20 protein-coding genes, 1 tRNA gene and 4 pseudogenes are annotated in these 20,735 nt (G+C 69.5%); 12 read left to right on the plus strand and 13 right to left on the minus strand.

All coding sequences use genetic code 11. The annotated features are described in order from the left end of the window. Window positions 1-86: 86 nt before the first annotated feature. Window positions 87-692 carry a TetR/AcrR family transcriptional regulator C-terminal ligand-binding domain-containing protein gene (locus ACFZDJ_RS28550; protein ID WP_391062982.1) on the minus strand — a complete coding sequence of 202 codons (606 nt, stop codon included), beginning with the start codon at window positions 690-692 and terminating at the stop codon, window positions 87-89. A 112-nt stretch (window positions 693-804) separates the two neighbouring features. Here ACFZDJ_RS28550 and ACFZDJ_RS28555 point away from each other — a divergent pair, with 112 nt between their 5' ends. Beyond that, window positions 805-2,013, plus strand: a complete 1,209-nt coding sequence (locus tag ACFZDJ_RS28555) for an alpha/beta fold hydrolase (protein WP_391062985.1) — start codon at window positions 805-807, stop codon at window positions 2,011-2,013. A 363-nt stretch (window positions 2,014-2,376) separates the two neighbouring features. Beyond that, on the plus strand, window positions 2,377-3,285 hold the full coding sequence (locus tag ACFZDJ_RS28560) for an alcohol dehydrogenase catalytic domain-containing protein (protein ID WP_391062988.1): 909 nt from the start codon (window positions 2,377-2,379) through the stop codon (window positions 3,283-3,285). Between the two features lie 11 nt (window positions 3,286-3,296). On the opposite strand, the gene ACFZDJ_RS28565 is transcribed toward ACFZDJ_RS28560, so the two are convergent. Continuing rightward, a complete protein-coding gene (locus ACFZDJ_RS28565; protein WP_391062990.1) occupies window positions 3,297-3,707 on the minus strand; it encodes a MerR family transcriptional regulator in 411 nt (136 codons plus the stop codon). Here ACFZDJ_RS28565 and ACFZDJ_RS28570 point away from each other — a divergent pair. From ACFZDJ_RS28570 to ACFZDJ_RS28580, 3 genes and pseudogenes are all read left to right on the plus strand, one after another. Continuing rightward, entirely contained in the window at window positions 3,695-4,429 is a 735-nt protein-coding gene (locus ACFZDJ_RS28570) for an NAD(P)H-dependent oxidoreductase (RefSeq protein ID WP_391062992.1), read from the plus strand. The genes ACFZDJ_RS28565 and ACFZDJ_RS28570 overlap by 13 nt on opposite strands. 85 nt (window positions 4,430-4,514) lie before the next feature. Next, complete coding sequence (locus ACFZDJ_RS28575; protein WP_168516023.1) at window positions 4,515-5,321, plus strand: S9 family peptidase; 807 nt, start codon at window positions 4,515-4,517, stop codon at window positions 5,319-5,321. 123 nt (window positions 5,322-5,444) lie between these two features. Then, window positions 5,445-6,181 (plus strand): annotated as a pseudogene (locus tag ACFZDJ_RS28580) (IS200/IS605 family accessory protein TnpB-related protein); the annotation flags it as partial. A gap of 563 nt (window positions 6,182-6,744) precedes the next feature. Here the strand turns inward: ACFZDJ_RS28580 and ACFZDJ_RS28585 are convergent. Next, a tRNA-Gly gene (locus ACFZDJ_RS28585) sits at window positions 6,745-6,817 on the minus strand. Between the two features lie 363 nt (window positions 6,818-7,180). Between ACFZDJ_RS28585 and ACFZDJ_RS28590 the strand changes: the two genes are divergently transcribed. Continuing rightward, window positions 7,181-8,428 carry an RNA-guided endonuclease TnpB family protein gene (locus ACFZDJ_RS28590; RefSeq protein ID WP_391062996.1) on the plus strand — a complete coding sequence of 416 codons (1,248 nt, stop codon included), beginning with the start codon at window positions 7,181-7,183 and terminating at the stop codon, window positions 8,426-8,428. On the opposite strand, the gene ACFZDJ_RS28595 is transcribed toward ACFZDJ_RS28590, so the two are convergent. Both ACFZDJ_RS28595 and ACFZDJ_RS28600 read right to left on the minus strand, forming a co-directional pair. Beyond that, window positions 8,415-9,932, minus strand: coding sequence for a metallophosphoesterase (locus ACFZDJ_RS28595; RefSeq protein ID WP_391062999.1), 1,518 nt, complete (start codon window positions 9,930-9,932; stop codon window positions 8,415-8,417). The genes ACFZDJ_RS28590 and ACFZDJ_RS28595 overlap by 14 nt on opposite strands. Before the next feature lie 57 nt (window positions 9,933-9,989). Continuing rightward, window positions 9,990-10,259, minus strand: coding sequence for a hypothetical protein (locus ACFZDJ_RS28600; protein ID WP_391063001.1), 270 nt, complete (start codon window positions 10,257-10,259; stop codon window positions 9,990-9,992). A 91-nt stretch (window positions 10,260-10,350) separates the two neighbouring features. On the opposite strand from ACFZDJ_RS28600, the gene ACFZDJ_RS28605 reads away from it, so the two are divergent. Both ACFZDJ_RS28605 and ACFZDJ_RS28610 read left to right on the plus strand, forming a co-directional pair. Beyond that, on the plus strand, window positions 10,351-10,971 hold the full coding sequence (locus ACFZDJ_RS28605; protein WP_391063004.1) for a hypothetical protein: 621 nt from the start codon (window positions 10,351-10,353) through the stop codon (window positions 10,969-10,971). Beyond that, entirely contained in the window at window positions 10,968-11,222 is a 255-nt protein-coding gene (locus ACFZDJ_RS28610; protein ID WP_391063006.1) for a hypothetical protein, read from the plus strand. The genes ACFZDJ_RS28605 and ACFZDJ_RS28610 overlap by 4 nt, the downstream gene beginning before the upstream one ends. 90 nt (window positions 11,223-11,312) lie before the next feature. Here the strand turns inward: ACFZDJ_RS28610 and ACFZDJ_RS28615 are convergent. The 3 genes and pseudogenes from ACFZDJ_RS28615 to ACFZDJ_RS28625 form a co-directional block, all read right to left on the minus strand. Then, window positions 11,313-11,513 (minus strand): annotated as a pseudogene (locus tag ACFZDJ_RS28615) (transposase family protein); the annotation flags it as partial. A 16-nt stretch (window positions 11,514-11,529) separates the two neighbouring features. After that, complete coding sequence (locus ACFZDJ_RS28620) at window positions 11,530-11,829, minus strand: hypothetical protein (protein ID WP_391063009.1); 300 nt, start codon at window positions 11,827-11,829, stop codon at window positions 11,530-11,532. A gap of 203 nt (window positions 11,830-12,032) precedes the next feature. Beyond that, window positions 12,033-12,914, minus strand: coding sequence for an alpha/beta fold hydrolase (locus ACFZDJ_RS28625; protein ID WP_391063012.1), 882 nt, complete (start codon window positions 12,912-12,914; stop codon window positions 12,033-12,035). Between the two features lie 367 nt (window positions 12,915-13,281). On the opposite strand from ACFZDJ_RS28625, the pseudogene ACFZDJ_RS28630 reads away from it, so the two are divergent. Further along, window positions 13,282-13,422, plus strand: a pseudogene (locus tag ACFZDJ_RS28630) (IS5/IS1182 family transposase); the annotation flags it as partial. 5 nt (window positions 13,423-13,427) lie between these two features. Here the strand turns inward: ACFZDJ_RS28630 and ACFZDJ_RS28635 are convergent. Next, a pseudogene (locus ACFZDJ_RS28635) lies at window positions 13,428-13,565 on the minus strand (transposase family protein); the annotation flags it as partial. 708 nt (window positions 13,566-14,273) lie between these two features. Between ACFZDJ_RS28635 and ACFZDJ_RS28640 the strand changes: the two are divergent. Beyond that, on the plus strand, window positions 14,274-16,391 hold the full coding sequence (locus ACFZDJ_RS28640; RefSeq protein ID WP_391063016.1) for an MFS transporter: 2,118 nt from the start codon (window positions 14,274-14,276) through the stop codon (window positions 16,389-16,391). A gap of 137 nt (window positions 16,392-16,528) precedes the next feature. On the opposite strand, the gene ACFZDJ_RS28645 is transcribed toward ACFZDJ_RS28640, so the two are convergent. Further along, on the minus strand, window positions 16,529-16,927 hold the full coding sequence (locus ACFZDJ_RS28645; protein ID WP_067380163.1) for a DUF6234 family protein: 399 nt from the start codon (window positions 16,925-16,927) through the stop codon (window positions 16,529-16,531). 506 nt (window positions 16,928-17,433) lie between these two features. On the opposite strand from ACFZDJ_RS28645, the gene ACFZDJ_RS28650 reads away from it, so the two are divergent. Next, window positions 17,434-17,646: a Tn3 family transposase gene (locus ACFZDJ_RS28650; protein WP_391063018.1), complete on the plus strand. Its 213-nt coding sequence runs from the start codon at window positions 17,434-17,436 to the stop codon at window positions 17,644-17,646. Window positions 17,647-17,764: 118 nt separating this feature from the next. Here the strand turns inward: ACFZDJ_RS28650 and ACFZDJ_RS28655 are convergent, their stop codons facing one another. The 3 genes from ACFZDJ_RS28655 to ACFZDJ_RS28665 all read right to left on the minus strand — a co-directional run bounded on the left by ACFZDJ_RS28655 (window position 17,765) and on the right by ACFZDJ_RS28665 (window position 20,158). Next, on the minus strand, window positions 17,765-18,964 hold the full coding sequence (locus ACFZDJ_RS28655) for an alpha/beta hydrolase family protein (protein ID WP_391063021.1): 1,200 nt from the start codon (window positions 18,962-18,964) through the stop codon (window positions 17,765-17,767). Between the two features lie 103 nt (window positions 18,965-19,067). Beyond that, complete coding sequence (locus ACFZDJ_RS28660) at window positions 19,068-19,406, minus strand: transcriptional regulator (protein WP_067380157.1); 339 nt, start codon at window positions 19,404-19,406, stop codon at window positions 19,068-19,070. Continuing rightward, window positions 19,403-20,158, minus strand: coding sequence for a hypothetical protein (locus ACFZDJ_RS28665; RefSeq protein WP_391063024.1), 756 nt, complete (start codon window positions 20,156-20,158; stop codon window positions 19,403-19,405). The genes ACFZDJ_RS28660 and ACFZDJ_RS28665 overlap by 4 nt, the downstream gene beginning before the upstream one ends. A 278-nt stretch (window positions 20,159-20,436) precedes the next feature. Between ACFZDJ_RS28665 and ACFZDJ_RS28670 the strand changes: the two genes are divergently transcribed. Next, entirely contained in the window at window positions 20,437-20,727 is a 291-nt protein-coding gene (locus ACFZDJ_RS28670; RefSeq protein WP_067380150.1) for a recombinase family protein, read from the plus strand. Window positions 20,728-20,735 lie beyond the last annotated feature (8 nt).

Here is a 20,735-nt window from a genome sequence, read left to right on the forward strand (position 1 = left end):
GGGCATCTTCGACTTCAGGTACGGAAACTCCGAGCGGAGCACGCGGGAGAGGAAGCCGGGCGCCGCGTCGGCCGCAGCGGTCTCCCTCACGCCTTCATAGCAGCGATGATCTTGGCGGTGAGGCGTTCGACGTAGTCGTCGTCTACGGGCGTCCTGATGACGGCCAGCCGCCAGTAAGTCGGACTGACCAGGAAGTCCAGGCCGAGTTCGATATCGGCGTCAGCGGGCAGTTCCCCGCGTTCGATGGCCCGGTGAAGAATACGGGCGGCATTTTCGCGTCGAGGGGTGCGGATACCCGCCAGCAGAGCCTCGGCGAGTTCTTCGTTACGTGTCGTCTCGGCCAGCAGGTCGGGGACGATGCGGGAGGCCAACGGGTGACTCAGGGCGGCCATGGTGTCGCGGACGAACTGGGCGACGTCGTCGTGCAGGTTTCCCATGTCAGGGGCGCGTACGTACGCGAGGGCGGCCTGCGAGGCGAGCTCGGCCGTCATGGCCTGCTTCGAAGGCCAGCGGCGGTAGACGGCGGCTTTGCCGGCGCCGGCCCGTCTCGCGACGGCCTCGATGGAGAGCCTGCCGTACCCGACGGCGGCGAGCTCTTCGAAAAAGGCGATCTCCAGAGCGCGCGTCACATCTCCCTGCAGGACGGGGCCACCCGGGGGCCGCTTCGCGGCAGGTACGGATCTGGCGTTCATGCGACGACCCTACACGAGACGGAACGGTTGCGTCTCGCGTGACGCGGGAGTACCGTCCTTCTCCAGTCGAGGCGGAACGGGTCCGTCTCGACTGGTAAAGGGGATGTTTCCAATGAAGTTCCTTTTCGACAACGAGTCCTTCTCGTTCGAGACGCTGCGCGCGGCGGGGTTCGCCAACTACGGCGGCGCCGACCTGGGCGAGATCATCACCACTGCGCAGAAGATCACGGAGGGCGACGAGGCGAGCTGGCACCGGGCGTGGAAGGCGACGGCCGAGCGGGTCCAGGCCATCGGAGAGCAGGCGCTGGCCGACGGCCACCGCGTGAGCGCGCGTGAGGCGTTGCTGCGGGCGTCGAACTACTACCGCACCGCCGAGTTCTTCCTGCGCGAGAACCCCGCCACCGACCCGGAGGTCACCCTGCTGTCCTCCCGCTCGCACGACGCCTTCGCCACCGCGGCCGGGCTGTTCGACACTCCGGTCGAAGCGGTGCACATCCCCTACGAAAACACCACGCTGCCCGGCTATCTCTTCCTGGTCGACGATTCCGGCGCCCCCCGCCCGACCGTGGTGTACACCAGCGGCTACGACTCCACCCTGGAGGAGTCCTACTTCGCCATCGCCGCTGCCGCCCTGCGTCGCGGTTACAACGTGCTGGCCTTCGACGGACCCGGCCAGGGCGCCGCACTGCGCGAGCAGAAGCTGGTGTTCCGCCCCGACTGGGAAGCGGTGACGACTCCGGTCATCGACTACGCCGTGAGCCGTCCCGAGATCGCCGACGACAAGATCACTCTGTTCGGGTACAGCCTGGGCGGCTACCTCGTCGCCCGCAGCGCGGCGTTCGAGCACCGCATTGCCGCGCTCATCCTCGACGACGGCATCCATGACTTCCACGCCGCTTTCGACCGGATGCTGCCGCCCGCGCTGACCCAGTGGATCGATGAGGAACGAGACGACGTCGCGGTCCCGGTCCTGACGATGCTCACCGGCGCCAGCACCCAGGTGCGCTGGGCACTGCGCAACGGCGTCTGGGCGATGGGAGCCGAGTCCTTCGCCGACCTGGTCCGCAAGACCCGGGCGTACACCCTCAGCGGCATCACCGACAAGATCACCGCTCCCACACTGATCATGGACGCCGAGAACGACCAGTTCCTCAAGGGTCAGCCGCACGAGGTCGAAAAGGCCCTCACCAACGCCTCCGCCACCCTGGTCACGCTCACCGAGGCCGAGGGAGCCGGCGAGCACTGCCACATGGGCGCGATGGGCCGCGCCCACCAGACCATGTTCGACTGGCTCGACTCCGCCCTCCCCGCCACCGTCTGACCAGCCCACGCCCACCAGGCGGCCGGCGCCGGCACGCACCTCGGACGACACGGCTGCGCCCGCCGCCCCGGACCGACCACGCACGGCACAGCGGCGGGAAGCCCCGAAAGAAGAAGGCCATGCCCGTGACGCCCAGGCCCACCCGGCCCCGGCTCACGGCGGCACCAACCGGACGGTCGATCGCTGGTTTGACCTTGACACCGTGTCAGGGTCTAACGTCGCCAAGAAGAGAGCCGGGGTGTGGCCCACCGCCACCGGACGCTGCCAATTCCCGCGAAACGTTTCCCGGCCCCGCGCGTCCGCTCCCGCACCATCGATCCGCGGCCGACCGACCTGTAGGTGCGGCGGCCTTTGGGAGGAACTATGCGCGCTGTTGTGCTGTCCGCTTTCGGCGGTCCCGGAGAACTCTCGGTCGCGGAGGTGCCGGATCCCTCTCCTCCTGCTCCGGGGTTCCTGGTGATCCGCGCGACAGCCGCGGGAGTCAATCCGGTAGACGTACGGACACGGGAAGGGGGCCATGCCGCACGCAGCAGCGTCCCGCTGCCGATGATCCTCGGCTGGGACCTGTCCGGCATGGTGACCGCGGTCGGCGCAGGGGTCACGGCCCTGCGGCCAGGCGACTGCGTGATGGCCATGTCAGCACAACTCGCCACCGGCCGCGGCACATACGCCGAGCTGGTCACTCTGCCTGCCGAGGTCGTCGCCAAGGCGCCGGACACCATCCCCTTGTCGGAGACCGCCGGAATGCCGCTCGCCGCCCTGACCGCCGACCAGGCCCTGGAGCTCCTCGCCCTGCCGACCGGTTCGGCGGTTGTAGTGACCGGAGCGCTCGGCTCGGTGGGTGGCTTCACCGTCCAGTTGGCCCGGCTCCGCGGCCTCAAGGTCACCGCCCTGGTCCGCAGCGAGGCCGATACCAAGGCGGCCCTGGCGCTGGGTGCGGCGGAGGTCGCCGTGGGCAAGATCCCTGACCGTGCCGCGGACGGTCTTCTGGAGACCGCGGGCATCGCTGATGCGATCAGCGGCGTACGCGATGGCGGCCGAGTGGTGTCCGTGGTGCCCACTCGTACACCGGCCGGCGAGCGCGGGATCACTGTGGAGACCTCGTTCGTCCAGCAGGACGGCCGCCGGCTCGCCCAGATGGCGAAACTGGTGGACCAAGGCAAGCTCAGGGTGCGTCCCGCCGCCCGCAGGTTCGGCTTCGCAGAGGCCGCCGAGGCCCATCGGCGGCTGGCGGCCGGCGGGGTCCGCGGCAAGATCCTCCTGGTGCCGTAGACCCGCCGTGCTCAGCCCCCCGTGGGGGTCGTCCGGCGGTCCGCCGCGAGCCCTTGGAGGTACTGGGCCACCAGGCGCCTGCTCTCCCCGAGGTCGCGCAGCTTCTCATCCAGCACCCGCAATTCCTGCGTCAGGGTGTCGCGGACCCTGCCACAGGGCGTGAAAACCGATTCCGCGCCGTTCACACAGGGCAGCAGGCTCTTGATGCTGTCCAGCTTGAGGCCGGATGCGTTCAGCGCCCTGATCGCGGTAGCTGTCTGCACCTCGTTCTCGCCGTAGTCGCGGTATCCCGCCGGGGTCCGCTCCGGACGGAGCAGCCCCTCCTGCTCGTAGTAGCGCAGCATCCGCTCGCTCACCCCGGTTCTCCGGGACACCTCACCGATCCGCACCGTCTCGTTGCCTTCCTCGCTTGACCTTCGCACCGCTGTCAAACTTTACGCTCGGCAGCACGAGGGAGAGACTCCGGCCGCCGCTCGGCCGGAGTCGGGAACCGATGAGCCTCCTGCTCCGGTTCTTCGCCGTCTTGCCTGCCCAGGAGAACTGCATGCCCACGCTGAAAGTCATCATCGCCTCCACCCGCCCCGGCCGGGCCGGACTGCCCATCGGCACCTGGATCACCGAAGTCGCCCGGAAACACGCGGGGTTCGACACCGTCGAAGTGCTGGACCTTGCGGAGATCGGCCTGCCGCTGATGAACGAGCCCAACCATCCCCGCCTGCGCCAGTACCAGTTCCCGCACACGCTGGCCTGGTCGCGGCAGGTGGACTCGGCGGACGCCTTCGTGGTCGTCGCCCCGGAGTACAACTTCTCCATCAGCGCCCCGCTGAAGAACGCATTCGACTACCTGTCCGCCGAGTGGGCGTACAAGACGATGGGCCTGGTTACCTACGGCGGGATCTCGGGAGGGATGCGCGCGGGGCAGGCGATCCGGGGAATCTCCGGGGCCCTGCGGGTCACGGTGGCCACCGAAAGCGTCGCCCTGCCGATGGTGTTTCCGCAGATCAAGGATGGCGTGTTCACTCCCGCCGAGGGGAACCTACTGGCCGCGACAGCCATGCTGGACGAGCTCGTCACGTTGGACCGCGGACTGTCACCGCTTCGGGAGCCGGCCGGCTCCGGACCGTATGACCACCCGAACACCTGATCGCCCGCTCCGCGCGCCGCACCGGACCCCGGGCAGAACGGCCCCAGCGCCGGCCAGGGGCCGCACGAAAACGAAAGGCCCCCTGGTGGCCCCCACACCCACGACTCCTCCTGCCCCCGTACGTTCCGCCTACGGGCGCCATCCTCTCCAGCACGGCTTCCTCCACCGCGCCCCCGGCGCTGCCCCGCGCGGCAGCATTGTCGTCATCCACGGCGGGTTCTGGCGCAGCGGGCTCGGCAGCGGCCAACTCAGGCCACTGGCTGAGTCCCTGGCCGCCGAGGGATGGAACGCCTGGGAGATCGACTACCGCACCGTGGGCGCCGACGGCGGCTGGCCGGAGACGTTCGACGACATCCTGGCCGCGGTGGAACACCTCGCCGTGCTGAGCCGCGACCTCCGCTTCAGGCCGGGCCCCGTGGTCACTCTGGGGCACAGCGCCGGGGGCCAGCTGGCCGTCGCGGCCGCCGCGCGCCTCGTGACCGGGCACGGCGATGGCGTCCGAGTCGCCGGCGCCGTCTCCTTGGCGGGGGTCCTCGACCTGACTCAGGCGGTGAAGGACGACCTCGGCGACGGTGCGACACCCGGCTTCCTCGGAGGCAGTCCGGAGGAAGCGCCCGAGCGGTATGCCGCGGCCGATCCGTGCACCCTGGCCGAACACTCGTCATGGCCGGTATGGGTGCGGTCCGTTCACGCCGAGACGGACTCGATGGTGCCCATCGCGCAGAGCGTCCATTTCACGGACGTCGCGCGTGCGGCCGGCTGGGACGCCGACCTGATCCCAGTGGAGGGCGATCACTTCACGGTCGTGAGCGCCACCGATGCCAGTTGGAGGAAGACGCTCAACGCACTCGGCGAACTGCCCACCCAGGCTGGCTGGAAACCGGCTGGGTGATGCCCCATGACCCGCACCCTCGCGACGCCGTCTGTCATCCCCGCCGATACCCTCGCCGCCGGCGGAGGCAGACGCGGCCGGCGACATCGGCTGGTTGGTGTCGGTCGGTTCCACCGTCGCCCGGGTGTGGTCGGAGTGGACATGAACGACGACCACCTCGCCGCCTGCCGCCTGCCGCCTGCCGCCTGGCGCCTGGATGTGCACGGCAACCCGGTCGGCGAACCCCAGCGCTTCTTCTACGACCTGTCGGGCAACACGCAGCACCGGGACGCCCAGATCCGCCACGCGCTGACCAGGCTGCTGCACCACACCCGGCGCACCGGGGCGGCCGCGATCGCGATCGAGGACCTCGACTTCACCGACAGCAGGTGCCGGGAGCGGCACGGCCGCAACAAACGCTTCCGCCGCCTGCTGGCCCGCTTCCCCACCGCCAAGTTCAAGGCCCGGCTGACTTCGATGGCCGCCGAACAAGGCATCGCCCTCGTCGCGGTCGACCCTGCCTACACCAGCCGGTGGGGCGCCCAGCACTGGCAACAGCCGCTGGCCACCCCCACCCGCAAGATTTCCCGTCACGATGCGGCAGGCATCGCGATCGGGCGACGTGCCCTCGGGCATCCGATCCGGCGACGGACGGCACCGCCCCACACGACCAGAGCGATCGTGTGGGGCATCGGACCGTCCAGGCCCGACCGGACACCGGTGGGCGCGAGGAAACCCGCCCCCACGTTCCCGGACCACGCACCAGATGCGTGCCGCCCGGCAGCGGAGCGAAAGCGGGCGACCAGCGTGCCCAACACCGTTCGGGACACGCGGCTGAGCATGGGTTCTGGCACCAGGACCCACTCCCACTCAGTCCATAGGAACGGTAGACGACGAACTGGAGGAACCTCTCGGGAGACAGGTTGAGGCTGCAGGTGGCTCCAGCGGGGACCAGCCCGTGGACTTACCCGCGTCTTCGTTGCGGCCCTCCCAGCTGAGGATGAGAGTGTCATGCCCGTACAAGGTCAGGCGGACCGCCCGTCACACGGACTGCCCCTCCCCCGTCGGCAGTTCGGCCCGGCCCTCTTGCGCGGCCGGCTCCACCAGGCCCTGGTTCTCCGGGCCGTTGACGTGCTGCTGGTCCGGCGGGAGGAACTCGGTGTCCAGCCGTGCCCGGCCGGTTGATCCCGGCGCTCAGACGGGCGCGGAAGCCGGGGTCCGCGCAGGCGGCCGGGACGTGGTCGAGGGCGGTGTACAAGACGCGGCCGGTGTCCTGTTCCCGGGACCAGACCGGCGTGTGGTCGTCGCCCCGTGCCGCAACCGGAGTACGGCGGCTCGTCGGCGGCACCGTCGTCCGGCCGGTCGGGAGGTCTCCTGGCGGCACTGCGGTCCCCGGCAGTCAAAAAAGCAGCCCCGCCTCCGGGATACCGGAGGCGGGGCTGTGTGGAGCGCCGGGCAGGCCTTGCACCTGCATCTCCCCGCAGGAAGCGGGGCGTCTTTCCTTGGACCACCAACGCGAGGCTCACCGCCGGAAGTTCGGGCGGCTTGCTCAAGATCAACGATAGCGCAGTCCCAGCGTCCCGGATCACACGGCGGCGAAGGAACCGGACCGGCTGCCGTGCGCGACAGCGTCCGATTCCCCGGGTGTTCAGCGAATTCTTGCGAGGAACCCCGGGCGTTTACGCCCGGGAGGAATCGCATCCCCGTGGCTGCGGCGCGGAGCGCCGCAGTATCACTGTGTCTGTTCGGTCGCGGAGCAGCCGGATGCCTTCTCCGGCGGAGGCGGGTGGTGCGAACGCATGGCCGGTCGGTTCGCTTAATGTGATGAACGGACTCGAACGTGTGGCGTGGTCTCGCACGGGTGCCTACGATCGGTGGTCGTGAAGCTGGTCCTGCAGGTGAAACTGCTGCCGACGCCGGTGCAGGCGGCGGCGCTCGAGGCGACCCTTCACGCCTGTAACGAGGCCGCCACCTGGGTGAGTGAGACCGCCTTCGAGCGCGGGGAGTTCAAGAACTTCGCCTTGCGCAAGCAGGTCTACGGCGAGGTCAAGTCCCGCTGGGACCTGGGTGCGCAGGCCGCCCAGCACGTCATCAAGAAGACGTGCGACGCCTACACCACGTTGAAGGCGAACCTGAGCGCCGGGAACCTCGGCAGGCCCGGCGCGCGCCGTTACCGCAAGGCCGCCGAGAAGCCGATCGCCTTCCGCCCCCGGGGCGCGCAGCCCTACGACGACCGGATGCTGTCCTGGCAGATCCCGGACCGGACGGTGTCGGTCTGGACCACCAGTGGCCGGGTCAAGAACGTGGCCTTCACCGCCTCACCCGAGCAGCTGGCCACGCTGGCGCTGTACCGCAAGGGCGAGTCGGACCTGCTGCAGCGGGACGGCATGTGGTTCCTCAACGCCACCTGCGAGGTCCCTGAAGCGCCGCTCGACACCGATCCGGTGGACTTCCTCGGGATCGACCTGGGGATCGTGAACATCGCCACCACCTCCGACGGCGAGATCATGGCCGGACGCGAGCTGAACCGCACCCGGGTCCGGGCGCGCGGACTGCGCACCAAGCTGCAGAAGAAGAACACCCCGTCCGCCAAGCGGCGCCTGAGGAAACGGCGGCGCAAGGAGGCGCGGCGGGCACGGGACATCAACCACAAGATCGCGAAACATGTGGTGGCCGAGGCTGAACGCACCGGTCGCGGGATCGCCCTGGAAGACCTGACAGGGATCCGCGAGCGGGTACGGCTTCGCAAGCCCCAACGGGCCACCCACTCCTCCTGGGCCTTCCACCAGCTGGGGCTATTCATCGCATACAAGGCCCGTAAGGCGGGGGTACCGGTGGTGCACGTCGATCCGGCGTACACCTCCCGCACCTGCGCCGAGTGCGGGCACATCGACAGGGCGAACCGGGTCTCCCAGGCCTGGTTCGCGTGCCGGAACTGCGGATTCGTTGATCACACAGACCGCAACGGCTCCCGCAACATCCGTGCCAGAGCGTGGGAGTTGTGGCGACGCGGGGCCCCGTCAACGGCCCCCGCCCCACCCCGGAAACCGGGAGTGGGGCTGGACGCAAACGCAGCATCACACCCAGTGATGCCCGTTGTGCAAGCCCGGCGCTTTAGCGCCGGGTAGTTGACGTCAGCGCAATGGTGACTTCGTCCTCGACCGGCGGGTCGAGTTCCTGCGCGCGGTTCCCGGTGGCCGCGAAGCAGCGCAGCCGGACCGCCTCCGGGGTGACGTCCAGGCGCAGGAAGCACTTGAAGAACGGCGGGCTGTAGGTCGCCGAGCTCGGTGAGAAGAGCTGGGTGTAGATCTTCCGCACGGGCAGGCGGAAGCGCGAGGTGCGCTCGGGGCGGCCGCCCGCGCCCAGCAGGTTCGCGATCAGACGGGTGCGCCAGGTGACGCGGGCGGGCGGCCCCTGGGTGCGGGTCGGCGGGATGCCGAGGCGCTCGGCGACGACAGCTGTCGCCTCGGCCTCGGTGAGGGTGAACAGGCGGCGCAGGCGCAGCCGGCGTCCGTAGAGCCTGCTGTAGAAGGCGAGGGAGTCGCCGCGCAGCGGGTAGCAGCGGAACTCCTGCTCGGTGACGCCCGCGACGGAGACACGGGGGATGGTGTGGGTGGCGTGCATGAAGGCTCCGCCGCCGCCCGACACCACGTACTGGATGGTGCGGCCGTCCACCTGCACCGGGTAGCGCTGGTAGTTGTGGATGTCGCCGCCTATGGCCGCGAGGTAGCGGTGGTCCGGGTTGCGGACGAGGTCGTCGACGGTGCCGCCGCCTTCGATGGGGCAAGGGTGGTGTTCGCCGTCCACGTACAGGGGCGAGCCGGTGACGAGGATCTTGGGGAGAGGTCCCTTGGACACCTCGCGCAGCCATGCGCCCTGCTCGGCGTCGATGGTTCCCAGCAGTCCCGTGTCGATGCCTATGATCCGCACCGGCCCGGCGTCGATGGCCCAGTACGGGCCCGGCTGGACGGCCTGTTGGGCTGGTGAGGAGCGCAACTTCCGTGCCTCGGTGAGGCGTTGTCCGTCGGCCGCGGGCGGCCGGTGCCACAGCAGCGACCGCAGCCAGGCCCGTGAGAGGGGGCGCGGCGCGGGCTGCGGGGCGAGTGGCGGGGCGTCGTCGCAGAAGACGCGCATGAAGCCGCCGAGGTCTTCGTACCAGTCGTGGTTGCCGGGTATCGCGTATATGGGTGCCTGGTAGTCCTGGTACGGGCGGAAGAACTTCGTGCCGTAGTCGTCCGCCCTGCCGACGGGGTAGATCACGTCGCTGGCGATGACGGCGAATTTCGTTCCCTGACTGGCCTTCAGGAAGCCGGGGACGACGGCGTATTGGGGATCGTCCCCTTCGCCGGTGTCTCCGATGACCATGAAGGAGAACCGGTCCGGGTCGTCGCGCCGGATCACCTTGGCGGCAGACGCTCCGGCGGCCGTCCGCTGTGCCACCCAGCGGCTGCGGGTGTGGCCCGTGGGATCCCCGAACCAGGAAGCCAGTACGCCGTTGCGTGCGGCCCACAGGGTCTTCGGGTTGAGCCATGAGAGCTTTTCGACCCGGTGCGGCATGAGGTGCTTGTACTCGCCGTGTTCCAGGGTGCCCCAGCCGGCGCCTTCGGCGGTATCGCGTGAAGAGTCAGACACCGGTGAACCGTAGCAACGATCTAGGAGCGGGCGGGGAAAGGGTGTGTCGCGACGCTGTCATCCCTTCGTGCTCCAGGGGGCGTGGACGTCGAGTTCGTACATGTGCAGCGGGCCGTGGTCGTGCTCGGCAGCCTCGCTCCTGTCCGGCTTCCCGTCGTGGCCGCGACCCTGACCAGCGGGGCGGGGCGGTCGGCGGAACCGCGCCACGGCCAATGCCGACGGCGCCGGGGACCGCTGGGGCCGCATCGGTGCGTAGAGACGCAGCGCTTCGGCGACACTGCTGTCCAGCCGTCCCCACATCTCCTCCCCGCTGTTCACGTTCCGCATTTCCCAAGGCTCACGCTCGGCACTCGATGAGGTCGGTGGGGCCAGCCGCCATGCCGACGGCACGCTGAGGCGTAGCGTCCAGCCCCAGCGCATGTCGCACGGGGATCCCGAGTCCGTGGTGACCCAGGACGACTTCGACGCCCTGCAACGCCGCATCGATGCGATCACCGCCCGGGCAGCGGAAGCGGACTCGACCTGTTCCTGGGGCCTGTGGCAACTCACCAAGGACAAACACGAGTTCGGCAGCACGTACTACGGCTCCCTCAAGGACGCGAGCACCGACGCCCGGCAGGCGCAGCAGACGAAGACCGATTCGGTGGAGTACACCCCGCCCGCGAAGTGGGGCAGCCGCATCATCAAGCCCATTGCCGAGTTCCTCAGTTACCGCTCCTGGATGGGTGGTGCCGAGGCGGCACTGCACGGAGACCTCAACGGCGCGATACAGGGCGCAATCGGCGGCGCCCCCTCCGCCGCCGGCGGCGAGGCCAGCAAGCACCTCGCCAAGGGCGCCCTCCTGAGCGACGTACGCGGGAACCATCATCGCCCCACGTTCATCAACACGATCGGCAAGTTCGGAGAGAAGATATTCAGCGCGCCGGTCTCCGTGATCGCGACGGGGATCGACTTCTACTACACGCCCAACCAGCCCAGGACCCCGGGCGACACCCATGTGAACGCCCCGGCAGAACCGGGAAAGGTGAGGTACCAATGACGCACTCCGCAGGCCCGCCCACGCGCGGGCGACGCCGCCCGGACCTGCGGCACTGGCTGAGACCCCAAAGTTCACAGACGCTCGTCTTCGGCATCTGCTTTGCCGTCGGCGGGCTCGCCGGTGGGGTGCGCTCTGCGTTGGACGGCAAGGGGATCTGGACGATCCTCGGCACCTTCGCCCTGGGGATTTTCGGCTTGCTCATTGTTGTGAGCTACTTCGTCAACTACGAGGATCGGCGAGGCCGCCGCTGAGCCCCTTGGAATCAATCATCTAAAGCTTTTCCCGTAGTGATCTTCGAACTGGATGAGGCACGGCTCACCCGCCGTCGAGCGGTGCACCTGTCCGGCAAGGGTGCGGTTGTGCAGGCGGCCGATGCGGAGCATGGCGTGATGGACGTCGTCGCCTTCGAGACGGTAGTCGCGAAGGATCTTCCAGTTCTTCATGCGCGCGAAGGCGTGTTCGACGCGGGCTCGCACCTGCTTGCGCGATCGGTTGTGTTGCTCTTGTCAGATGGGGAGTTCTTCGCCTGTGCGACGGCGGTGATGATCCTGGTCGTGGTCACCGGGTGAACTGGTCGGCCTGATTCGCCGTGGGCGTGCCGCCGTTGACGAGGGTTACCCAGGCCGAGCCGTCCCAGTACTGGATCCGGTACTGCCTGATCCGCTGCCCGTCGGTGGTCCATTTCTCAAACATGGTCCGGCTGACCGACCCCGGGTCCGGCCAGGTCAAGTGCAGTGTTGCCGCTGTGACGCCGGAGTCGGTGGCCCACCGGGTCTCCTCGTTCCCGTCAATGCCCTTCGAGGGCGCCCGATCCGGCAGGTTCTGGAAGGTGTCGCCTGCGGACGCGGTGGCCAGCAACGCGAGGTTGGCGCCGTACGTGAAGGAGTCCTTGGCGGTGTAGACGGGGCTGGCGCCGGCGGGGTGGTCATGGTGACGTCGACAGTGCCGGTTCCCGCGGAGGGGGCGACGGCGGTGAGCAACAACGACGTCCCGCCCTGAACGGCGACGCCGCCACAGCTCACACCTGACCGGGCGTCGGTCTCAAAGGCAGGGACCGCCTTTCAACGCGCCCGGCGCAGGAAGTCGACGACCAGGTCCGTCGTCGCCTGCGGCTGCTCTTCCGTGATCCAGTGCCCGCAATCCGGGATGATCGCATCTTCGACGTTATCGGCGACACACCGCATCACCTCGCCGATCCCAGGGCCGAATGTAGCTTCGCCGCCGAAGGCCAAGACCGGCATCTGAAGCTTGCCCTGCGCAAGGAACGTCCTGTTGTCGGCCGCATCCTGGCTGAACGCCAGGAACTGGGCAAAGCTCGCTCGCATCGCGCCGGGTTGCGCATAGAGCACCGCATAATGCTGGCGCTTCGCTTCGTCAAACCGCTTCGGTTCCACGGAGAGTTCGTTCCAGAAGCGGTCGAGATAGATGCGCTCGCGGCCGGCGACCAGGCGCTCCATGTCGTGACCACCGAAGCCGAAGTGCCACATGGTCGGATCCTGTGTGATCTGATCCCAGGGTCCGATGCCGGGCAGCGGCGCATCGATCGCCACCCATCGGCTCACGCGCTCGGGGTGGGTGGCGGCAACTGCGAAGCCGACCATGATGCCGATGTCGTGCGTCACCAATTCGATCGTACGCACGCCCAGGGCGTCCAGGACGCCCCACACGTCCGCTGCCTGGTTCTTCTTGTCGTAGCCGCCATCAGGCTTCGACGAGAGGCCCAACCCGCGCAGGTCGGGCGCGATAACCATGTGGTCTTCGATGAGTGCGTTCGCCAGATGACCCCACATGTCGCCCGTTGTGCCGAAGCCGTGCAGCATGACGACCGCTGGCCCCTGCCCGCCGACGCGTACGTGGATCTTGGTGCCGTTGGTTTCGATCTCACGCGACTGCATGCCGACCGGGAAGGGGTGGATGCCGTCCTGATGACTGTTGTCGTTCATCGCTTTACTCCGGGTTTGAAGGGAACATGGCTCCGACGGCGAGGACGGCCGGGGGATAGAGCTGCGTTTGAGCATGGGAGCCCCGCCTGGTCGGCAGGGCTCCCTGGCTGTACGCACTCACGGTGCATCTCCTTGAGGAACTGGATCAGAAGCGGTCGTCAATCCGCGCCACAACACCGAAGCTAGCCGACCGGTCAACTAAGTTCCACCGCGTGCCGGACGCCGTTCCCACGGGGCAGACCGCTGACCTGTGATGGAAGGAAGGGGCTATCAGCAGAGAGGAAGCTGGTCGTGATTTCGTCCCGCCCGGAGCGCAAAGTGACCCTATGGGTGCCTGGAGAGAGGGCCCTGTCGATCCGTCATCCGCGCGTTGTCCGCGGCACGGGCACCGGTCGAGCGCGGCGTCGCACGACTGAAGTCGTGGCGGATCTTCCGCAGGTCCCGGTGCAACCCGAATCGCATGTCGTCAATCGCCGCGGCCGCCCTCACCCTGAAGCGGCAGCGCTGAAAGGGCTCAATGATCCTGTCTGCGGCCGCCTTGGAGATCCCGAACAAAGGGGCAAGCTGTCGCATCGTCAAGTTCGTGCGCCAGTAAGCCGTGACCAGCAGGACACGGTCCTCCAGCGACAGACTCCAGGGGCGGCCGCGCTGCCGACGGGGTAGATCACGTCGCTGGCGATGACGGCGGATTCCGTTCCCTGACCGACCTTCAGGAAGCCGGGAACGACGGCGTATTGCTCGCCGTGTTCCAGGGCGCCCCAGCCGGCGCCTTCGGCAGTATCGCGTGAAGAGCCAGACACCGGCGAACCGTAACAACGATCCCGGAACGGGCCGGGGAAAGGGCGCGTCGCGACGCTGCCGTCTCTTCGTGCTCCAGGGGGGCGAAGGCGTCGGGTTCGTACATGTGCATCGGGCCGTGCCGGGAGGTGGCGCCTGTCTGCGGCGCGGCGGTGAAGGAGTTCGGCCGGCCGGGGGCTGAGCTGTGAGGCCGTCGTCTCCTGTCCGGGAACCCGCGTGTCCGGGGACGGCTGGTCCTCCGGTTCTGACCGGGGCCGTGTCTCCCCTCCCCCGTTCACCGGCTTCGCCATGTGAGGGGCGTTGCGGTGGGGCCGTGCCGTCCGTGGTCCGCATCGGCGACGGTCGCAGAGGGCGGCGGTCGCGCCGGCCCGGTCGTCGCCGTCCGGGTCGCGGGGCTCGACGGGCTGCACTGGGACCGCCGCTCTCCGGCCGAGGCGGGAGGTCCCGATGGAGATAGACAGGCTGCCTGATAATATTTGTCAGGTGGCCTGCTCATCTCCGCCGGGATCTCCCCAGCAGGTCCGCCCCGTCACGGAAGGTCCCGGAGGAAGGAGCCGCGTCGTGCCGTCTGCCGGTGACACCCGCACTCCGGAGCGAATATCCGAGGCCGGAGCACCCCGTGGCAATCCCTTCGGTGCGCGCTTCGTGGCGCCGCTGTACCTGGGGGCCTCGCTCAACCCGGTCAACAGCTCGATCATCGCGACGGCGCTGGTCGCCATCGCCGCGGCCCTGCACATCCCCGTCGGGGACACCGCGATCCTGATCTCCAGCCTCTATCTCACCAGCGCGCTGGCCCAGCCCGCCGCCGGGCGCCTCGCCGAGGAGTTCGGGCCCCGGCGGATCTTCGTGGCCGGTATCACGCTGGTGCTCGCGGCCGGGATCGTCGGCTCGCTGGCCCACTCGCTGACGGCACTGATCGTGGCCCGGGTACTGATCGGCGCGGGCACCTCGGCGGGCTACCCGGCGGCGATGCTGCTGATCCGCCGCCGCGCCGAACAGGCCGGCCACAAGACCCCGCCGCGCGAGGTGCTCGGCGGTCTGTCGATCACCGGTGCCGCCACCGTCGCCGTCGGCCCCGCCATCGGCGGACTCCTGATCGGCTGGGCGGGCTGGCGCGCCGCCTTCTGGATCAACATCCCGGTCGCCGCCATCGCCCTGTTCCTGGCGCTGGCCGGGATCGCCCGGGACCCCGACCCGGTGCGCCTCGGCTCGCCCCGCGCTCTCGCCTCCCGCATCGACCTGCTCGGCATGCTGGGCTTCGGCGGCTCGCTCACCGCGCTGATGATCTTCCTCAACGCGCTGCCGCACCTGGACTGGCCCGCGCTCGCCGCCGCCCTGGTCCTCGCCGCCGCCCTGGCCGGCTGGGAACTGCGCGCCGCCCAGCCCTTCCTCGACGTACGACTGCTCGTCGCCAACGGCGCCCTGACCCGCACCTACCTGCGCAACGGCCTGACCCTGATGGGCACGTACGTGATCCTGTACGGGCTCACCCAGTGGCTGGAGGTGGCCCGCGGCCTGTCCGCCTACCAGGCCGGGCTGATGCTGATGCCGATGGGCGTGCTGACCGCCCTGGCCGCCCGGGTGGTGTCGCGGCGGGCGGCGGTACGGCTGCCGCTGATCGCCTGCGCGGTCCTGCTGCTCGTCGGCGCGGTGGCCACGCTGTTCGTGGGCAGCAACACCCCGATGGCGGCGGTCATCTGTGTCACCGCGGTCTTCGGCCTGACCTCCGGCGCCGGGACGGTCGCCAACCAGACCGTCCTCTACCAGGAGGCCCCCGCCGCCGCGCTGGGCACCGCTTCCGGACTGCTGCGCACCTTCGGCTACATCGGGTCCATCGCCTCGGCGGCGATCACCGGCACCGCCTTCCACCGCGGCGTGAGCGACAGCGGCCTGCACTCCATCGCGTGGGTGCTGGTCGCGATCTCCGCTCTCGTCCTCGTCCTGACCGTCCTCGACCGGCAGCTGGCCCGGGCCGACCGGCACCACACGAACCAACCCCCGGCCGGGGCCCGGAATCCGGGCCCCGCGCCCAGCACAGAACCCCCTCGCACAGAAAGCCGATCCACAGACATGACCACTGGTACGCACACCACCGCCGCCCTCGACCCGGCCCGCACCGCACTGCTGCTGATGGACTTCCAGCCCGTCGTGCTCGGCGCCGTGCCCGACCCGCAAGGCGTGCTCACCCGCGCGGGCGAGGCACTGGCCTGGGCCCGCGCCCACGGGGCGCACGTCGTCTTCGTACGCGTCGCGCTCGCGCAGGAGGACGCCGCCGCCGTGCCCGCCCACAACAAGACGTTCTCCCAGGCCGCCGCGGCCGGGTACCTCGCCGACGGCACTGCGGCGACGGCGGTGCACGAGTCCCTGAAGGCCGAGGAGGACGATCTGACCGTGCGCAAGACACGGATCAGTGCCTTCGCCAGCGACACCGACCTGCGCGCCGAACTCCGCGCCCGCAACGTGGACACCCTGGTCCTCGCCGGGCTGTCCACCAGCGGCGTGGTGCTGACCACCCTTCGGCAGGCGGCCGATGAGGACTACCGCCTGTTCCTCCTCGCCGACGCCACCGCAGACCCCGATCCGGAGGTGCACCGGGTGCTCATGGAGAAGGTCTTCCCCCACCAGGCCGAAATCATCAGCACCACGGACCTCGCCGCCCTGAGCACGGCAGCGGGGTAGCCGGCACGACGCCGGGCGGCCCTCGGTACTGGTGGGGTCTCGTATTCAACTGCCGCCAGATCTCTGCGGAGCCCAGTCTCGGCTGTCACCGTCAGTGATATCGGGCAACAGCGTGGTTCGAGCCGCGCCCGGGTGTCTCAGCAGTTGGCGCTGTAGCGGATACACCCGGGCGAGGGGGCGTGGTCGGTATCCCACTGGTGCTGTGTGGCCCCCAGTATCAGGCCGGCCAGGAGAGCCACCAGCAGGTGTGCGATCGCCGTCCAGGGGGCACGGAACAGTCCCGCGAGTACTGCCACGATGAGTACGGCGACCAACAGCACCCACACCCGATTGATGTGCGCGAGGGTTGCCGCGTCGACCTGCGCCTTGTCGCCTTGCGCCGCCCATACCTCCATGCCGAGGCCGAACATCCAGTCCAGCACCAGCCACGCGGTCTCCAGTAGGAACAGCGGTATCGCGAGGGCAACGTCCGCGCCCAGGCGTGTTCGGTGCGCCCAGGGGCGCCAGCGATTCGGCGCCGGAAGGGGATTCGTCATGGCTGCAGGGTGCCGAGCCTGGCGGTGACACGCATGAGTACGCGTACCCAATTCCGGGTCGGCGTAGAGGCAGGGGATGAGTGACTTCGTTTCGGCCGAACCCGGTCTCGGTACGAGTGGGTCTCGTATTCAACTGCCGCCGCCCCCGGGGAACCCGGCTCGCTGGTGACCTTGCGTGATCGCCAGTGGCGTATCGGCTCCATGTCCCGCCGGTCTCTTTGATGAGGCGGCTGGTGGTCTTGTCGTGGTAGCCGAGAGCGTCCGCGACAACGGGGCCGGGTAGTTCGAGGAGTTGCTGCCGGATGGCGGCGCCGCGGGCAGCAGCGGCCGGAACCCCGACCTCGTTCAAGAGCGCGGACAGATGGTCGGGGCGAAACGGCTCGCTCGCCCGGCAGCCAGGGAAGAGCCAGGGGGATGCCGGGTGGAGGACCAGCTCGGCGCCCTCGGCCTGGCGCTGAACGCCGTGGTGCTGTGGTGCTGTGGTGCTGTGGTGCTGTGGTGCTGTGGTGCTGTGGAACAGCCTCTGCCTGAACCGGGCGGGCGAGCAACTCACCGCCGACGGCTTCCCCGTCACCGGCGACCTGCTCGCCTGCCTCTCACCGCTCCAGTTCGATCACATCAACTTCCTCGGCCACTACGTGTTCTTCCGCCCGCAGGAGGCCGGCCGCAGGCCGCTGCGCGAACCCTCGACCGGCGAGGAGGACGGCGGCGAGCGGTAGGAGCGCCGATCACGCGAGGGAAGGGCTGCGCGGATGGCCGCCTTCGCGAAGGCCGCAGCCGGATGGCGACGGCATTTCCTGGCGGCCCTGGTATAACCGCGCATCGCGCGGTCACGCTTCACGGGATGAACTTCACCTCTGGGAAGGCCGTACTCGGGCCGTCGAGCAGACGCTCCCTGCGGTGGCGCAGGTGCAGGTCGAAGAACGCGAGCGGGTAGGCCTGTTGGATCCGTACCGCCCGGGCCGGATCGAGGGTGCCGATCATGTCCTGGATCTGCTGGTCGGTCATGCCGAGGATCTTGCCCGCTTGCGGGATCAGCGTCACGTTGTCGCCGTATGAGGGGTGGATGGCCCCGTCGGCCTGGATGTCGAGCCGCCAGCCGCGAAGGTGCGTCCAGAACTCGGCGACGTCCGGCATGGCGTCCCGGGTGAACACGGCGGTCATCATCATGAACGGCCGGTCCAGGTCGGCGGTGATGGTCGGCTGCATCGGGCCGTCGAGGCTGAGCCCGGCACGGACGCGCTGGTCGGCGAGCATGGTGAGCGCGGTGGCGGTGCCGCCCTTCGACCAGCCGAACGCGCCGATGCGCTTCGGGTCGAGGGCGCCGAGAAGGCCCTGGGGCAGCGGCTTGCCGTCGGCGTCGGGGTTGCGCCCGGCGGCGAGCCCCTCCACGCAGTCGAGCAGGAACCGGAGGTCGGCGGCGAAGTCCCTCGGGTACATCGGGACGTCGTCCGGGGTGAGCACCCTGCCGTCGGGGAATTCGGTGAACGTGTCGTGGGTGTGGTCGACGGTGACCACGGCGTAGCCGTGGCTGGCGAGTTCCTGGACCATGATGGTGTGGTCGCCGCGGTGGCTGCCCGAGCCGTGCGAGTACACGATGACGGGCAGGCGGTGGCCGGCATGGTGCACGGGTGCGCCCACGTGTGCGGCGGTGAGCGGGCCGAGGGCGGGGTCGAGGGGGAAGCCGGCGTCCGTGAGGAGCGCCCGCAACGCGCCCTCGGTCATCCAGGGGGCGCGCGGCAGGCCCTCCGCCCTGCGGGCGGGGTACCAGACGCCGGCCATCAACTCGCGGTGATGCCCGGGGCCGGCCACGGGATCGGGACGTGAGGTGTCGACGAGGTGGAGCGGCACCGTGCCCACGGGGTGCGGCCCGGTGGGCCTGGGCAGCGTGAGTCGAGACGAGCCGGGGGCGGTCGGAGCCGCCCACGCCTGGCGCGCTGCGCTGATCGGCACGGCGGCCCCGACCCCCGCCGCCAGCGCGGCTGCGAACATGCGACGGCGCGTCAAGTCCGTCGTGGTGACCGATGTGATGCTCACGTGTCCTCCCCAGGTTTCTTGGACGGTGTTCGGCGTGCTGTCCGGGTCCGCCGGACGTCGGCGGGAGCCGCTCACGGCTCACCACGGCTTGCAGGAGTCCAGATCAGGACTCCGGGGCTGAACTGCCTTGCTCGATCTGGTGGATGAGCCGCTTGAGCTGGGTGACCTCGTCCTGCAGGGCGCGGTCGCCGGCCGGGGTGAGGGAGAGCCAGGTGCGGGCACGTTTGCCTTCGTAGCCCTTCTCGATCTCGACCAGTCCGGCCTTCTCCAGGACGGCCAGGTGCTGGCTGAGATTTCCGGCGGTGAGTCCGAGCGCCGTGCGCAGGAAGCCGAACTCGACCCGGCGCGCCTGGTGGGCGACGGTGAGGATGCCGAGGCGGACACGCTGGTGGACCACGTCGTCCAGGCCGGTGACGGGGTGCGGGGCGGGCTGATCGGTCATGAGACGTCGCGCTGACGGGACAGCTCGGCCAGAGCGAAACCGAGCGCGCCGAGCAGGAGCAGCACACCGGGTACGCCGTAGCGAGGCACGGCGGACCAGGGCGAGGTGAACGAGATCCCCGCCCAGCCGGTGGTGAGCGGCACCAGCTCGATGGCCAGGTACACCGCGGTGAGTAGCAGCAGGGTGCGGCTGCGTTCCACCCAGGCCAGCACCAGCAGCGGCAGCCCGACGGCTGTGGCGTTCCCGGTGAGTCGGTGGAGGAACGCCGTCACCCCGGAGGCGGGGTCGAGGTGCAGGCCCCAGAAGTCGATCGGGGCGCCGGGCTGCGGCATCCCCTGACGGATGCTCCAGATCTCGGTGGCGGTCACCAGGCCGACCAGGGCGATCCCGGTGAGGATGTACGGCCGGACCGGGGTGCCGACGCCGCGGTTGCGGGAGCGGCGGATGTAGTAGAACGCCGTCGCGGCGTAGGCGAGGGCGAGGGCGATGGGCCAGTAGACCGGCGAGCCCTGCGTGACCTGCGTGACCTGGGTGCAGCCGGTGCCTGCCGCGGGGGCGGTCGCCGGGCAGGGCACGGTCTCGACCTTGAAGGTGAAGCGGCTGACCAGGATCCCGCTCAGCGTGAGCACGCCCAGCAGCAGGAGGGGAAACCAGGCGCCGCGCTGCGCGGCACGGACCCGGCGGGTCAAGTCACCAAGGCCGGCGAGGACTTCGTGGGGAGTGCCCGGAGAGGGCACCGATGCGTCTGCCATTGCATCAGCTTTGCATCACAAACCAGTTGGGGCAAGAGATCCGTGTGTACTCCAAGCTCAGGCCGGGGGAATCCGACGGTCCGAGGTCGGCCCCGCCGGCTTGCGGTGATGCCCGGGTGATGCCCGTGGGCTGCCAAGTTCTCGTTCCGGCACCTGCAGACGCGCGCCGACAGAGACACCGGCTTCAACAAGCCACCGATTCCTGAAGGCCGGCTGCCGACCTGCCTGAGCACCCCTCAGGGCCTTCACCGAGATCCGCATCGGCTACGCACGGGTGTGTGTCCACCGGCGGGCAGAAGCCCGACCGCCAGATCGACGCCCTCACCGCCGGCGACACCCTGGCGGTTCCCGCGCTCGACCGCTACGGCCGATCCCTCAAGGACCTGGTGAACACGGTCGGCGAACTGCGGCGCCGCGAGATCGGATTCTCCTCACTGCACGAGCGCCTGGACACCACCACCCCCGGCGGCCGGCCCACCGTCGCCACTCCCACCCTCTACAACCACGTCCCCGACCTGCAGGAACTCAGAGCCTCCGGGCGCGTGCCGAAGCAGTCCACTACCGGCTGACCGCTACC

The organism is Streptomyces sp. NPDC007896 (assembly GCF_042959425.1).
Lineage (GTDB): Bacteria > Actinomycetota > Actinomycetes > Streptomycetales > Streptomycetaceae > Streptomyces.

Coding starts and splice junctions, on each gene's coding strand:
- ACFZDJ_RS28550 (WP_391062982.1), bottom strand. CDS start 692: ATGAACGCCAGATCCGTACCTGCCGCGAAGCGGCCCCCGGGTGGCCCC.
- ACFZDJ_RS28555 (WP_391062985.1), top strand. CDS start 805: ATGAAGTTCCTTTTCGACAACGAGTCCTTCTCGTTCGAGACGCTGCGC.
- ACFZDJ_RS28560 (WP_391062988.1), top strand. CDS start 2,377: ATGCGCGCTGTTGTGCTGTCCGCTTTCGGCGGTCCCGGAGAACTCTCG.
- ACFZDJ_RS28600 (WP_391063001.1), bottom strand. CDS start 10,259: ATGCGGAACGTGAACAGCGGGGAGGAGATGTGGGGACGGCTGGACAGC.
- ACFZDJ_RS28605 (WP_391063004.1), top strand. CDS start 10,351: ATGTCGCACGGGGATCCCGAGTCCGTGGTGACCCAGGACGACTTCGAC.
- ACFZDJ_RS28610 (WP_391063006.1), top strand. CDS start 10,968: ATGACGCACTCCGCAGGCCCGCCCACGCGCGGGCGACGCCGCCCGGAC.
- ACFZDJ_RS28625 (WP_391063012.1), bottom strand. CDS start 12,914: ATGAACGACAACAGTCATCAGGACGGCATCCACCCCTTCCCGGTCGGC.
- ACFZDJ_RS28645 (WP_067380163.1), bottom strand. CDS start 16,927: ATGACGAATCCCCTTCCGGCGCCGAATCGCTGGCGCCCCTGGGCGCAC.
- ACFZDJ_RS28660 (WP_067380157.1), bottom strand. CDS start 19,406: ATGACCGATCAGCCCGCCCCGCACCCCGTCACCGGCCTGGACGACGTG.
- ACFZDJ_RS28665 (WP_391063024.1), bottom strand. CDS start 20,158: ATGGCAGACGCATCGGTGCCCTCTCCGGGCACTCCCCACGAAGTCCTC.